Raw genomic sequence first — 14,399 nt, 5'->3', positions numbered from 1 at the left:
GGCTGCGCAATAATTGGTATATGTTTATTGCACGTGCTGCATAGTCATTCTTAATTCTTCATTTCTAATTCTTCATTCTTAATTCTTAATTCTTAATTCTTAAAGAAATGCTTAATAAAATTATACATTACTCCCTACACAACCGGTTGGTTGTAGTCTGCGCGGCCATCCTCCTGCTAATTGCGGGAACGTATACCGCCATGCATACGGAAGTAGACGTATTCCCCGACCTGAACGCACCTACGGTAGTCATCATGACCGAGGCCAACGGTATGGCTGCAGAAGAAGTTGAACAGCTCGTCACTTTTCCTGTTGAAACTGCCGTAAACGGAGCTACGGGTGTACGCCGTGTCCGCTCTTCTTCTACCAACGGATTTTCCGTTGTCTGGGTAGAATTTGATTGGGGAACCGATATTTATCTCGCTCGCCAGATTGTTAGCGAGAAGTTAGCAGTGGTCAGCGAATCACTGCCGGTCAACGTTGGTAAACCGACACTCGGCCCACAATCTTCCATCTTGGGCGAAATGCTCATCGTCGGTCTGACTGCCGACTCCACTTCGATGCTCGATCTTCGTACGATTGCGGACTGGACTATCCGTCCCCGTCTATTGTCTACCGGAGGAGTGGCACAGGTTGCCGTACTCGGAGGAGATATCAAAGAATATCAGATTCAGCTGGATCCCGAACGGATGCGTCATTACGGCATTTCGATGGGAGAAGTGATGGCTGTGACACAGGATATGAACCTGAACGCAAATGGAGGTGTGCTCTACGAATTTGGAAATGAATATATTGTACGCGGTGTACTTTCAACTTCTAAAACAGAGCAACTTGGCAAAGCGGTAGTAAAGACAGTGAACAACTTCCCTGTCACGCTGGAAGATATTGCGGACGTAACCATCGGACCGAAAGCCCCGAAACTGGGAACTGCTTCAGAGCGTGGAAAATCTGCCGTACTGATGACTATTACCAAACAGCCGGCTACCAGTACGCTGGAACTGACGGATAAACTGGAAGCATCTTTGAAAGACCTGCAAAAGAACCTGCCACCAGACGTAAAAGTTTCAACGGACATATTCCGTCAAAGCCGCTTTATCGAAAGTTCCATCGGCAATGTGAAGAAATCACTCTTTGAAGGAGGTATTTTTGTAGTAATCGTACTCTTCCTGTTCCTGGCAAATGTGCGCACTACATTAATTTCATTGGTAACGCTGCCTCTTTCCCTGCTTGTTTCGATTCTGACGCTGCATTACATGGGACTGACAATCAACACCATGAGTCTAGGAGGTATGGCGATAGCCATCGGCTCATTGGTAGACGACGCCATCGTCGATGTGGAAAACGTATATAAACGACTGCGGGAGAACCGTCAGAAAGCAGAAGCGGAAAGGTTAAGTACACTCGAGGTGGTATTCAATGCTTCGAAAGAGGTGCGGATGCCTATACTTAATTCTACGCTGATTATCGTTGTCAGCTTTGTACCGTTGTTCTTCCTTAGCGGAATGGAAGGCAGAATGTTGGTTCCGCTGGGCGTTGCCTTTATCGTAGCATTGTTCGCGTCGACAGTAGTTGCTCTGACGCTGACTCCGGTGCTCTGTTCTTATCTATTAGGAAGCAATAAGACAAACAAGGAACTGAAAGAAGCTCCCCTTGCCCGTTGGATGAAAGGGATTTATGAAAAGGCACTGACTTGGGTGCTGGCACACAAACGAGTGACACTTGGAAGTACAATCGCACTCTTTGTAGTTGCGCTCGGAGTGTTCTTTACCCTCGGACGCAGTTTCCTTCCTTCCTTTAATGAAGGATCGTTCACCATCAATATCAGTTCTCTACCGGGTATTTCACTGGAAGAAAGCAATAAAATGGGACATCGGGCAGAAAAGTTATTGATGACGATTCCCGAAATACAAACCGTAGCCCGGAAAACGGGACGTGCCGAACTGGACGAACATGCATTAGGGGTAAACGTTTCTGAAATAGAAGCTCCGTTTGAACTGAAAGATCGTTCGCGCAGTGAACTGGTAGCTGATGTACGTGAAAAGTTGGGTACTATCACCGGGGCAAATATAGAAATCGGACAACCAATCAGCCACCGTATCGATGCTATGTTATCGGGTACGAAAGCGAATATCGCTATCAAGCTGTTCGGAGACGATCTGAATAAAATGTTCTCACTCGGTAATCAAATTAAAGGAGCTATCAGTGATATTCCCGGTGTCGCCGACCTGAACGTGGAGCAACAGATTGAGCGTCCGCAGCTGAAAATACAGCCTAAACGGGAAATGCTGGCTAAATTCGGTATTACTCTGCCGGAGTTCTCGGAATATGTGAACGTAGCTTTGGCTGGAAAAGTGATCTCGCAGGTTTATGAGCAAGGCAAGAGTTTCGATCTGATCGTGAAAGTGAAGGATGATGCCCGGGATGAAATAGAAAAAATCCACAACTTGATGGTAGACACGAATGACGGTCGCAAAGTTCCTTTGAGCTATGTAGCAGAAGTGGTATCGGCCATGGGACCAAATACGATCAACCGCGAGAATGTAAAACGTAAAATTGTGATTTCTGCCAATGTGGCCGACCGCGATTTGCGTAGTGTTGTCAATGATATTCAGAAGCGCATCGACACATCGGTGCAACTACCCGAAGGTTATCACATCGAGTATGGCGGACAGTTTGAAAGTGAGCAGGCTGCCAGCCGGACACTGGCGCTGACTTCATTTATCAGCATCGTAGTAATCTTCTTATTATTGTATAATGAGTTCCGCAGCGTGAAAGAGTCGGGCGTCATCTTGCTGAATCTTCCGCTGGCACTGATCGGTGGTGTATTTGCTTTGGTGATTACAACAGGAGAAGTCAGTATTCCGGCTATCATCGGTTTCATTTCCTTGTTCGGTATTGCAACGCGTAACGGTATGTTGCTCATCAGCCACTACAATCATTTGCAAAAGGAAGAAGGTTTGAATGTGTACGATAGTGTAATCCGAGGTTCTCTCGACCGGCTGAATCCGATTTTGATGACGGCATTGTCTTCTGCACTGGCACTGATTCCATTGGCACTCGGCGGCGACTTGCCCGGTAACGAAATTCAAAGTCCGATGGCAAAAGTGATTTTAGGAGGGTTATTAACGTCTACTTTTTTGAACGGTTTTATCGTTCCGATTGTTTATCTGATGATGCATCGGAAAAAGGCCCAGGAAAGCCTGTAGCGGGTGATGTTTTTCCTCGGTGAGGAAACCATCGTTCCCCGGTGAGGAACCAAGTGTTTCTCGGTGAGAAACGGGTCGTTCCTCGGTGCCAAACAAATAGATGTCTTATCATAAAGTATCTATCAACAATAGCTTGTAATAAATAAAGAAATTAGAAATGAAACAAATCATGACCATAAGCGCTGCACTTCTTTTCTTAACCATAGGCGAAGTGCAAGCCCAAAACGGAATTGAACAGGTATTGAAGAATATCGAAACGAACAATAAGGAGTTGCAGGCAAACGAGCAACTGATTACTTCGCAGAAGCTGGAAGCTAAAACGGATAATAACCTGCCTGATCCTACTCTTTCTTACGCACATCTATGGGGAGCGAAAGATAAAAGCGAAACAATCGGCGAACTGGTTGTTTCACAAAGCTTTGATTTCCCTAGTTTATATGCTACACGCAACAAGTTGAATCGTCTGAAAGCCGGAGCTTTTGACAGTCAGTCGGATGTTTTCCGTCAAGAGAAGCTGTTACAGGCGAAAGAACTTTGCCTGGATATTATCATGCTTCGTCAGCAAAAGCATATTCTGGAAGAACGCCTCCGCAATGCGGAAGAACTTGCAAAGATGTATGCCAAGCGTCTTCAAACGGGAGATGCAAATGCTCTCGAAACCAACAAAATCAATCTGGAACTGTTGAATGTCAGAACAGAAGCGTCTCTGAACGAAACAGCACTCCGCAACAAACAGCAGGAACTGAATACGCTGAATGGTAATATTCCGGTAGTTTTCGAGGAAAACCAATATCCGGCTATACCTTTCCCTACTGATTATCAAATATTGAAGTCGGAAGTCATGGCAACGGACCGTACTCTTATGGCACTCGGCAACGAAAGTCTTGTTGCCCGTAAACAGATTGCTGTCAATAAATCACAATGGCTACCCAAACTGGAACTCGGCTACCGCCGGAACACAGAAACAGGCGTACCTTTCAACGGTGTAGTGGTAGGTTTCTCTTTCCCACTTTTCGAAAACCGGAATAAGGTAAAAATCGCTAAAGCACAGGCTCTTAACATTGACTTGCAAAAGGATAATGCTACCCTGCAAGTGGAGTCCGAATTGGCACAGCTTTACCGGGAAGCGAAAACACTGCATGCTTCGATGGAAGAATACAGCAAGACTTTCCAGTCGCAACAAGATCTGTCACTGCTGAAACAGGCTCTGACAGGTGGACAGATTAGTATGATTGAATATTTCGTTGAAGTTTCTGTCATCTATCAAAGCCATCAAAATTATCTGCAACTGGAAAATCAGTACCAGAAAGCAATGGCACGGATTTACAAGAGTAAACTATAAATAGTACATAAAATCCTTTAGACATGGATTACGCTGAACATACTAATTTCTATTTTAAGTGATGTAAGTATGTTTATATAATAATTTCAGGCACGGATTACACAGATTTCACGGATTACGCTGTTACTTTATGACAATCATATTTCTAAAAGCCGTGAAATCCGTGTAACCCGTGCCTGAATATATCTCCCCTCTCCCTCTCATTTTCTTCAAGTTCCAACTAAATATTTCAAAATAATATGTTACATTTGCAACGAACATAAAATACAGATTATGAGACCTAAACAATTCTATCTATTCATGTTATGTTGCATCCTTACACTATTCAGTGGATGTAAAGAGGATGAAGAAAATCCACTTCGTTTTTACAACAGTGAATATGAAGTGCCCATGGGTGGCAGACGTTACCTTGGACTGGAAAGCGGAAATGGTGATTACTCACTTGAAGTTAAAGACACACGCATCGCAAGCGCAGGAACCGAAACCGGCTGGACCGGAGTACCTGCCGGACGTATGATTTATGTTACCGGTATTCTCACCGGGCAAACTTATCTGACAGTAACGGACAACGCCACACAAGAAACCTGCACCCTGCCAATCAAGGTTGTCGACAATTACGAGGATATAAAGTTGCTCCGCAGCTACTTGTCTAATTTACCCAACGGAGACGCAAATCTTCTGCCCGGCATTTCCGACATTTTTCTAATTAACAATCACGCACGGGATGCTTATTTTTTCAAACAGGGAGAACAAACAGCTTTTTCATCCGGACTAACCTTAATAACTCGAGGAAGTTACAAACTGGAAAAAGAAGAAGGAAATAATGAGAAAGCTATACTGACTCTCACCTTTTCGGAAGATGCGGCAACACCTATTTCCAATCATAAATTCATCTTGTGGGGAAACGCATACGTATTTCACCGCTTGGATAAAAGCTTGAATCTGAATTGGAATACTCCACCCATCGGAGAAACGCGGACATCACCTGCACCACTTCCTTCCTACACGCTGGAAGAAATCGCTGGAGGTGAACCAGGCACAGGCAAACAAATTAGTTTTACCCTTTCCGAACAGGAAATACCTGCCGGAATACTGCCTTAATCAGCAGGGTCTTCTTTAATCAACTGTACTTTCCGATAATATGCGTATATTTTCCGGCAAGTATCCGCTACGGATACGCCATTCTTGCGGATAAAGATTATTGGCACGATTGCCGATATTCTTCACAAATCCGAGAGGAATATGCCGGTACGTAAGCAAAACATATCCACGAGGGGCTGTTACCGGCAAGGTAATGGCCTCTTTTCGTAAATAAGTGATAGCCTGTTTATAACTTATTTCTTCCGTAGCGAAAGCTTCCCGGCATAAAAGTGAACTACACATCGCCAATGCATGGTCAGGTATCAAATCCTTTCCTTTCACTTCTCCTATCTCCACTCCTGCCGATACGATTTTCAGGCATTGTTTCATTGCCATTAATTCATCAGCATAATGCTTTGAAAAAGCCTGGATACTTGTTCCTTCTGCCGACAATATATACTTGTCCGAATTTTCATCATTCAGCCAACTTTTTGCAATATTCAGCTGTTCTTTCGAAACAGGAGAAGATGCTGCTCCTCCTTTCTTATCTTTCTTTTTAGAAGTCTTCTCCTTGGCGAAAGAAGATACCGGAATCTCGTCTCCTGTCTCCGGCTTCCGAAAAGCTACCAGGAAAAAGCCTTCGCCTTTCGTCTTATGAGGGAAAAAATGATAGACAGGAATAGAAGATTTAGAACCATCACAATTATCCGGTAAAAGATCTCCTGTTATATTCCAGTTTTCCTGTACTTGCACAGTTAACGGTTCGGCTCCATACTCTTGTTGAATCCAACGTGCATTCTCTTCGTCCTCTTTTGTATTAAATGTACACGTACTATATATAAGAACTCCCCCAGGCTTCAACGTGTCCCAAATATCTCCAATAATCCGCCGCTGCCGCTGCCAACAGATTTCTACATTCTCGGAACTCCACTCTTCTACAGCAACAGGGTCTTTACGGAACATACCTTCACCGGAGCAAGGGACATCTGTAAGAATCACGTCAAAGAAAGACGGCAAAGCCGCAAAATCTGCCGGATCATTATTGGTTACTACCACATCCGGATGTCCCCACTTCGTTAAATTCTCCGCAAGAATCTGCGAACGATTCCGGATGACTTCATTAGCCACCAGTAAACTCCCTTCAGGAAGCACACTACGGGCATGAGTAGACTTTCCACCGGGAGCTGCACAAAGATCCAGCATCTTTACCGGTCCGGTGACATACTGCCGGAGCACCTGCTCCACAAACATAGAAGAAGCCTCCTGAACATAATAACAACCTGCATGAAACAATGGATCAAACGTGAAAGTGAGACGCTCATCCAAGTAAAATCCTTCGGAAGACCAAGGGACTTGATTAAATTCAAAATTGAAAGCTGAAAGTTGAAAATCAGTAATACAGCCTGCTTGCGGTACAATTCTGCATTTTCCATTTTCAATTTTTAATTTCCCATCATTCAACCGGATGCTGACAGGTGGTTCTTGTTGGATAGCAACAGCTAATTTGTCGTATTCTTCATCGCCCAACAGGGCACGGGTATAATCTATGAAAGAAGCGGGTAATTCCATTTTTCGTTATTAATTTCCGCAAATATCAAAAATATTTCGTCTCTTTGCAACTTTCTATGATATTAACTACGTCTAACAAACAAAGAAATAAATAAAAAAACTATTGATATGAAAAATTTTCTATTAGCATTGATGGTTGTACTGACCACTTGCACACTGGCTATTGCCCAAAACCAAACTACTGTTGTCCGCGATTCCGTCGGAAAAGTAAAGGTAACTGTGACCAAAGACAATAAAGCAAAAACAAACAATACTGCTGTCACAGTCATCGGTGTAGATACAGCGGACACTGATTCCACAGAAGTAGATGCAAACTCAAGTAATGTCAGTACTGGTCATGGTAAGGCCAGTTTTACATTCGAATCGGATGACGACGATTTCCCATTCCACGGCTTTGGTATCAACGGAGGAATTCTCGTAGCAATCATATCGATCATTGCCGTTTTCGGATTTCCGGTATTCATTCTGTTTGTAATCTTCTTCTTCCGTTATAAAAATCGGAAAGCACGCTATCGTCTTGCCGAACAGGCACTCGCTGCAGGTCAGCCATTGCCAGCAGAATTTATTCGTGAAAATAAAACGGTTGACCCACGTTCACAAGGCATCAAGAACACCTTTACAGGTATCGGTCTTTTCATCTTCCTTTGGGCAATCACCGGTGAATTCGGAATTGGAGCGATCGGTTTACTCGTTACATTTATGGGTATCGGACAATGGATCATCGGTAGTAAACAACAGGCTCAAGGTACAGATGCTCCCCGGACGTATACTACCCATAAAGATGAAAAAAAGAATCAGGATAACGTCAAAAACGATAGCTTCGAAATTATCCCTTCCGAATCCGGAGAGAAAGATAATGGAGTAAACGAAGAAAAGAACGACGAGAATAAATGAGCCAACTCAATGATATATCGTTAGTCGCGCAGGTCGTGGTGTTCAAGAACACCAGGGCCTTCGACCAGTTGGTGGAGAAGTACCAGTCGCCCATCCGGCGATTCTTCCTGAACCTGACTTGCGGCGACAGCGAATTGAGTGACGACCTTGCACAAGATACATTTATCAAAGCATATACAAACATTGCCTCTTTCCGAAACTTGTCAAGTTTCTCTACGTGGCTGTACCGTATTGCTTATAATGTTTTTTATGATTATATTCGCAGCCGGAAAGAGACAGCCGACTTGGATACAAAAGAAATAGACGCTATCAACAGTACCGAACAAGAGAATGTAGGACAGAAAATGGATGTTTATCAGTCACTCAAAATGCTTAAGGAAGTGGAAAGGACCTGCATTATGTTGTTCTATATGGAGGACATTAGTATCGACAAAATAGCAGGTATTGTAGGAGTACCGTCAGGAACGGTGAAAAGCCACCTGTCACGTGGAAAAGAAAAATTAGCAACGTATTTAAAACAAAACGGTTATGACAGAAATAGACAATGATAAGCTCTTGCGCGATTTCTTCGCAGAAAACAAGCAGGAAATAGCAGACAACGGATTCAGTCGCCGTGTCATGCACCATTTACCCGGTCGTAGCAACCATCTGGCTCGTATCTGGAGTGCCTTCGTAATGACTGTGGCTGCCGTACTTTTTGTATGGTTAGGCGGATTAGAAGCAGCTTGGGGAACAATAAGAGAAGTATTTATCAGTATGATTAATCATGGTACTACCGGCCTTGATCCAAAGTCAATTATTATCGCGGCTGTCGTATTATTGTTTATGGCTACACGAAAGGTTGCTTCTATGGCATAAACAAAATAAATACAGATTAAAAGTCCAAAGCATAAGTTTCCCGGATTTTTATATTTATAAGTCAAAGAACTCTTTATCCCTCTCTTTTAGTGTTAAACAATAATAAATCTACCCTTTACTCCAAGTAAGCCCAAACATAGATGTTGTATATTTGTTGCTCTGTAAACTAAAATAGAGAGAAGAGTTTTGAAACTACGTATATTTATTTTATTTCTATTCCTGCCTTTATTACATGTTCAGGCAGATGTCATCGACAGTCTGATGACGCAGCCCAGAGACTCAATCGGACTAACAAGCGATTCCCTAGTACTGCATTTCCTAGAAGAGTCGGGAATCCCTATATCTGATAATAATAAAGTCAAACTGCTAAAAAGCGGACGGGAGAAGTTTATCGATTTATTTGAAGCCATCCGGGAAGCTAAACATCATGTTCATCTGGAATATTTCAACTTCCGAAATGACTCCATTGCCAATGCTTTGTTCACTTTATTAGCCGAAAAAGTGAAAGAAGGTGTTGAAGTACGAGCTATGTTTGACGCTTTCGGAAACTGGTCGAACAACAAGCCCCTTAAAAAGAAACACCTCAAGAAAATACGTGAACAAGGAATCGAAATCGTCAAGTTTGACCCGTTCACCTTCCCTTATATCAATCATGCCGCCCACCGCGATCATCGCAAAATTGCTGTTATCGATGGAAAAGTGGCATATACAGGCGGAATGAATATCGCCGATTATTATATCAACGGACTACCCAAAATCGGAACCTGGCGTGATATGCACATGCGTATCGAAGGGGATGCAGTCAACGATTTGCAGGAGATTTTCCTGACGATCTGGAACAAAGAGACTAAACAGAATATAGGAGGAGAAGCTTATTTTCCTCAACATGAGGAACAGACAGACAGTACAAATATCGTTGTAGCAATTGTAGACCGTACCCCGAAAAAGAATAGCCGTATGTTGAGCCATGCCTATGCCATGAGCATTTATTCGGCACAAAAGAATGTTCATATCGTCAATCCTTATTTTGTACCGACTTCTTCCATCAAAAAGGCGTTGAACCGGACAATTGACCGGGGAGTAGATGTAACCATCATGGTTTCCTCTGCTTCCGATATCCCTTTTACTCCGGATGCCGCACTTTATAAGTTACATAAACTGATGAAAAGGGGAGCTACTGTCTACATGTACAACGGGGGATTCCATCACTCGAAAATTATGATGGTGGACGACTTGTTCTGCACAGTCGGTACTGCCAACCTGAACAGCCGCAGCCTACGATATGACTACGAAACAAATGCCTTTATTTTTGATAAAAGAATAACGGGGGAATTAAATAATATGTTCCGAAACGATATCGAGCATTGCACCCAGCTGACACCGGAGTTTTGGAAAAAGCGTTCTCCCTGGAAGAAGTTCGTCGGCTGGTTTGCTAATTTATTCACTCCATTTTTGTAATTTTGTACGGAGAATCATTTTCACTGCAAATTATTCATTATGAAACAATACCTGGATTTACTCAATCGCGTGCTAACCGAAGGCACGGAAAAAAGTGATCGTACCGGAACCGGAACGATCAGTATCTTCGGTCATCAGATGCGTTTTAACCTTGATGACGGTTTCCCGTGTCTGACAACCAAAAAACTGCATCTGAAATCAATCATATACGAATTGCTTTGGTTTCTGCAAGGAGATACAAACGTGAAATACCTGCAGGAACATGGAGTACGTATTTGGAACGAATGGGCGGACGAGAACGGTGATTTGGGTCATGTCTACGGTTATCAATGGCGTTCATGGCCTGATTACAACGGCGGCTTCATCGACCAGATCAGCGAAGTAGTGGAGACACTCAAACACAATCCGGATTCACGCCGTATCATCGTTAGTGCGTGGAACGTAGCAGATTTGAACAATATGAATTTACCTCCCTGCCATGCATTCTTTCAGTTTTACGTAGCAGACGGGCGGTTGAGCCTGCAACTATATCAACGCAGTGCCGATATATTTCTCGGTGTTCCCTTCAACATTGCTTCATACGCATTATTACTGCAAATGATGGCACAAGTGACAGGTTTGAAAGCCGGCGATTTCGTTCATACTTTCGGTGATGCTCATATCTACCTGAACCATCTGGAACAAGTGAAGCTCCAATTATCACGGGAGCCTCGTCCATTGCCGCAAATGAAAATCAATCCGGACGTAAAAAACATATTCGATTTTAAATTTGAGGACTTCGAGTTAGTAAACTATGATCCGCATCCGCATATTGCAGGAGCAGTAGCCGTGTAAAAAATATGAGTAAAGTATCCATCATTGCTGCCGTAGACCGCCGCATGGCTATAGGCTTCGAGAATAAGCTTCTTTTCTGGTTACCGAATGATTTGAAACGTTTCAAAGCATTAACTACCGGAAACACCATACTTATGGGACGCAAAACTTTCGAGTCATTACCGAAAGGCGCATTGCCCAATCGAAGAAATATCGTTTTATCTTCCAATCCGGATACAGTATGTTCCGGTGCGGAAGTGTTTCCTTCACTCGAAACGGCTTTGAGAAGTTGCCGGGAGGATGAACATATTTATATTATAGGAGGGGCAAGCATTTATCAGCAGGCTCTTTCCTTCGCTGACGAACTTTGCCTGACAGAGATAGACAGTACGGCCCCCGAAGCTGATGCCTATTTTCCGGAAGTATCTTCAAAGGTATGGCAGGAAAAAAGCAGAGAAGCCCATCCTGCGGATGAGAAACATCTCTGCTCTTATGCTTTCGTTGATTACGTAAGAAAGTAAGAAAATTGTTTCTTACTGTGATCCAACCACGAATACTGACTAATGATTAATCTTCATCTTCTATGTCGACCATAATCGGCATCTGCCGCTTAATGGCTTCATGGAAGGAGATTAATGTTTCGGTACGCGCCAAGCCCAATGGTTGCAACTTATCGTGAATAATACTCAATAAGTGGTGGTTATTCTTCGCGTAAATTTTGATAAACATATCATATTTTCCGGTAGTGAAATGGCATTCCACCACTTCGGGGATAGCCTCTAAAGCTTTTGTTACCGAGTCAAAGGATTCGGGGTCTTTTAGATATATACCAATATAAGCGCAAGTCTCATATCCGATTTTCTCGGGGTCGATAACATACTCCGAACCTTTTAATATTCCTAGATTAGTAAGCTTCTGAATACGCTGATGGATCGCAGCACCGGAAACATTACATGCTCTTGCCACTTCCAAAAAAGGAATACGCGCATTCCCTGCAATCAGTCTCAGAATTTGCTCATCTAATGCATCTAATTGATGATGTCCCATTTTTGAATCAAATTGTTTTTATCAATGAATCTTTTATGCAAAGTTAGCGATTTTTCGACAACAAATACTATAATCTATTACTTTTATTTGCAGAAAGCGGATAAGTCAACAATAGTTCGTACCTTTGCGAAAAACATAAATATACCATTTATATGAAACATATTTGCTGTATCATTCTGTGTTTCTGCACTTCTATAGGAAGTTATGCCCAGAATTTCGCTGATTATTTTCAGAACAAAACATTGCGAGTGGATTATATCTTTACCGGGGATGCTACACAACAGGCTATTTATCTGGATGAGCTTTCACAGCTCCCTACCTGGGCAGGGCGTCAACATCATCTCTCCGAACTTCCCTTGGAAGGCAACGGACAAATTATTGTGAAAGACCTTGCCAGCAAACAGTGTATCTACAAAACTTCTTTCTCTTCTTTATTTCAAGAATGGCTGTCAACAGACGAAGCCAAAGAAACAGCTAAAGGGTTTGAGAATACCTTTCTTCTTCCCTATCCCAAACAGCCTGTAGAAATAGAAGTGACTTTATATTCTCCACGAAAGAAAACAATGGCTACATACAAACATATCGTGCGTCCGGATGACATATTGATTCATAAACGGGGAGTATCACATGTTACTCCACACCGGTATATGCTGCAAAGTGGCAATGAAAAAGACTGCATAGATGTTGCTATCCTGGCAGAGGGATATACAGAAAAAGAAATGGATATATTCTATCAGGATGCACAACGTACCTGCGAAAGTTTGTTTTCGTACGAGCCGTTCCGTTCTATGAAAGGTAAATTTAATATTGTTGCCGTAGCCAGTCCTTCAACGGATAGTGGTGTCAGTGTTCCTCGCGAAAATCTGTGGAAAGAAACGGCGGTTCATTCTCATTTCGATACCTTTTATTCAGATCGCTATCTGACTACCAGCCGGGTAAAGTCTATCCACAATGCATTGGCAGGCATCCCCTACGAACATATCATTATCCTCGCTAACACAGATGTATATGGCGGAGGAGGAATATACAATTCTTATACGCTAACCACGGCCCATCACCCCATGTTCAAACCGGTGGTAGTGCACGAATTCGGACACAGCTTCGGTGGATTGGCCGACGAGTATTTTTATGAGGATGATGTGATGACGGATACTTATCCACTGGATGTTGAACCGTGGGAACAGAATATTTCAACACAGGTGAACTTTGCTTCCAAATGGAAAGATATGCTTCCGTCAGGCACTCCGATCCCTACTCCTATTGCTGAAAGAAAGAAATATCCGGTAGGAGTATATGAAGGAGGCGGCTATTCCGCTAAAGGTATTTATCGTCCTGCCTACGACTGTCGCATGAAAACAAACGGGTATCCGGAGTTTTGTCCGGTTTGTCAACGTGCCATCCGCCGAATGATTGAGTTTTATGTTCCTTAATTGAATTGCAATCATCGATAGTAACCAATGGTAAATACTCATCCAAAAACAAAATCAATATACAATCATATTATTGTCAAACTTAAAACCCAAACCTCATGATTAGACTTCAACCAATCAGTACGTCGGACCTGCAACATTACAAATTCATGGAAGAACTCCTGATTGATGCATTTCCACCGGAAGAGTACCGTCAGCTGGAACAACTGCGCGAGTACACTGACCGTACGGGCAACTTTCATAATAACATCATCTTTGATGATGACTTGCCAGTCGGCTTCATTACCTATTGGGATTTTGACAGTTTCTACTATGTAGAACACTTTGCAACCAATCCTGCCCTGCGAAATGGAGGTTATGGAAAACGTACACTGGAATACTTGTGCAATTATTTAAAACGCCCGATCGTATTGGAGGTAGAACGTCCGGTGGAGGAAATGGCCAAACGACGTATCAGCTTTTATCAACGCCAGGGCTTTACACTATGGGAAAAAGACTACTGTCAACCTCCTTACAAGCCCGGAGATGATTTTCTTCCCATGTATTTAATGGTACACGGAGAACTGGATTGTGAAAAGGATTTTGAAACAATCAAAAAGAGAATACATAAAGAAGTATATGGAGTAAAAGACAATTAAAAAAGAATCCCGATAGAAAGAGTTGTACAAATGTGTAATATTAATATATAAAAAGGAAGGGTGT

At 42.8% G+C, this 14,399-nt stretch carries 13 protein-coding genes; 11 read left to right on the top strand and 2 right to left on the bottom strand.

All coding sequences use genetic code 11. From position 1 onward, the window contains the following. Positions 1–107: 107 nt before the first annotated feature. The 3 genes from BXY_RS06130 (at position 108) to BXY_RS06120 (ending at position 5,649) form a co-directional block, all read left to right on the top strand. Positions 108–3,206: an efflux RND transporter permease subunit gene (locus BXY_RS06130; RefSeq protein ID WP_134993302.1), complete on the top strand. Its 3,099-nt coding sequence runs from the start codon at positions 108–110 to the stop codon at positions 3,204–3,206. Positions 3,207–3,363: 157 nt separating this feature from the next. Further along, on the top strand, positions 3,364–4,548 hold the full coding sequence (locus BXY_RS06125; RefSeq protein WP_015531455.1) for a TolC family protein: 1,185 nt from the start codon (positions 3,364–3,366) through the stop codon (positions 4,546–4,548). Positions 4,549–4,821: 273 nt separating this feature from the next. Beyond that, a complete protein-coding gene (locus BXY_RS06120; protein ID WP_134993301.1) occupies positions 4,822–5,649 on the top strand; it encodes a hypothetical protein in 828 nt (275 codons plus the stop codon). Between the two features lie 15 nt (positions 5,650–5,664). Here the strand turns inward: BXY_RS06120 and BXY_RS06115 are convergent, their stop codons facing one another. Then, positions 5,665–7,197, bottom strand: a complete 1,533-nt coding sequence (locus BXY_RS06115) for a methyltransferase RsmF C-terminal domain-like protein (RefSeq protein WP_015531453.1) — start codon at positions 7,195–7,197, stop codon at positions 5,665–5,667. Between the two features lie 108 nt (positions 7,198–7,305). On the opposite strand from BXY_RS06115, the gene BXY_RS06110 reads away from it, so the two are divergent. From BXY_RS06110 to BXY_RS06085, 6 genes are all read left to right on the top strand, one after another. After that, the gene (locus BXY_RS06110) at positions 7,306–8,091 is read left to right on the top strand and encodes a DUF6249 domain-containing protein (protein WP_015531452.1); all 786 of its coding nucleotides are present in this window, start codon (positions 7,306–7,308) and stop codon (positions 8,089–8,091) included. Then, the gene (locus tag BXY_RS06105) at positions 8,088–8,639 is read left to right on the top strand and encodes an RNA polymerase sigma factor (RefSeq protein WP_004314132.1); all 552 of its coding nucleotides are present in this window, start codon (positions 8,088–8,090) and stop codon (positions 8,637–8,639) included. Before BXY_RS06110 ends, BXY_RS06105 begins: the two co-directional genes overlap by 4 nt. After that, positions 8,620–8,949, top strand: a complete 330-nt coding sequence (locus BXY_RS06100; protein WP_008024769.1) for a DUF5056 domain-containing protein — start codon at positions 8,620–8,622, stop codon at positions 8,947–8,949. The genes BXY_RS06105 and BXY_RS06100 overlap by 20 nt, the downstream gene beginning before the upstream one ends. 186 nt (positions 8,950–9,135) lie before the next feature. Then, complete coding sequence (gene cls / locus BXY_RS06095; protein ID WP_074708361.1) at positions 9,136–10,407, top strand: cardiolipin synthase; 1,272 nt, start codon at positions 9,136–9,138, stop codon at positions 10,405–10,407. A gap of 39 nt (positions 10,408–10,446) precedes the next feature. Next, positions 10,447–11,241, top strand: a complete 795-nt coding sequence (locus tag BXY_RS06090; RefSeq protein ID WP_008019458.1) for a thymidylate synthase — start codon at positions 10,447–10,449, stop codon at positions 11,239–11,241. A 5-nt stretch (positions 11,242–11,246) separates the two neighbouring features. After that, the gene (locus BXY_RS06085; protein WP_004315768.1) at positions 11,247–11,741 is read left to right on the top strand and encodes a dihydrofolate reductase; all 495 of its coding nucleotides are present in this window, start codon (positions 11,247–11,249) and stop codon (positions 11,739–11,741) included. 46 nt (positions 11,742–11,787) lie between these two features. Here the strand turns inward: BXY_RS06085 and BXY_RS06080 are convergent, their stop codons facing one another. Then, complete coding sequence (locus BXY_RS06080) at positions 11,788–12,267, bottom strand: Lrp/AsnC family transcriptional regulator (RefSeq protein ID WP_004315769.1); 480 nt, start codon at positions 12,265–12,267, stop codon at positions 11,788–11,790. Positions 12,268–12,419: 152 nt separating this feature from the next. On the opposite strand from BXY_RS06080, the gene BXY_RS06075 reads away from it, so the two are divergent. Both BXY_RS06075 and BXY_RS06070 read left to right on the top strand, forming a co-directional pair. Next, positions 12,420–13,697 (top strand): IgA Peptidase M64, encoded by a 1,278-nt coding sequence (locus BXY_RS06075; protein WP_015531450.1) that lies wholly within the window; start codon positions 12,420–12,422, stop codon positions 13,695–13,697. 98 nt (positions 13,698–13,795) lie between these two features. Beyond that, complete coding sequence (locus BXY_RS06070) at positions 13,796–14,335, top strand: GNAT family N-acetyltransferase (RefSeq protein ID WP_008024780.1); 540 nt, start codon at positions 13,796–13,798, stop codon at positions 14,333–14,335. Positions 14,336–14,399: the final 64 nt, after the last annotated feature.

The organism is Bacteroides xylanisolvens XB1A (genome assembly GCF_000210075.1).
GTDB classification, from domain to species: Bacteria; Bacteroidota; Bacteroidia; order Bacteroidales; family Bacteroidaceae; genus Bacteroides; species Bacteroides xylanisolvens.
The sequence above is the reverse complement of the archived record's forward strand: the minus strand, read 5'-3'. Positions and strand labels throughout refer to the sequence as shown.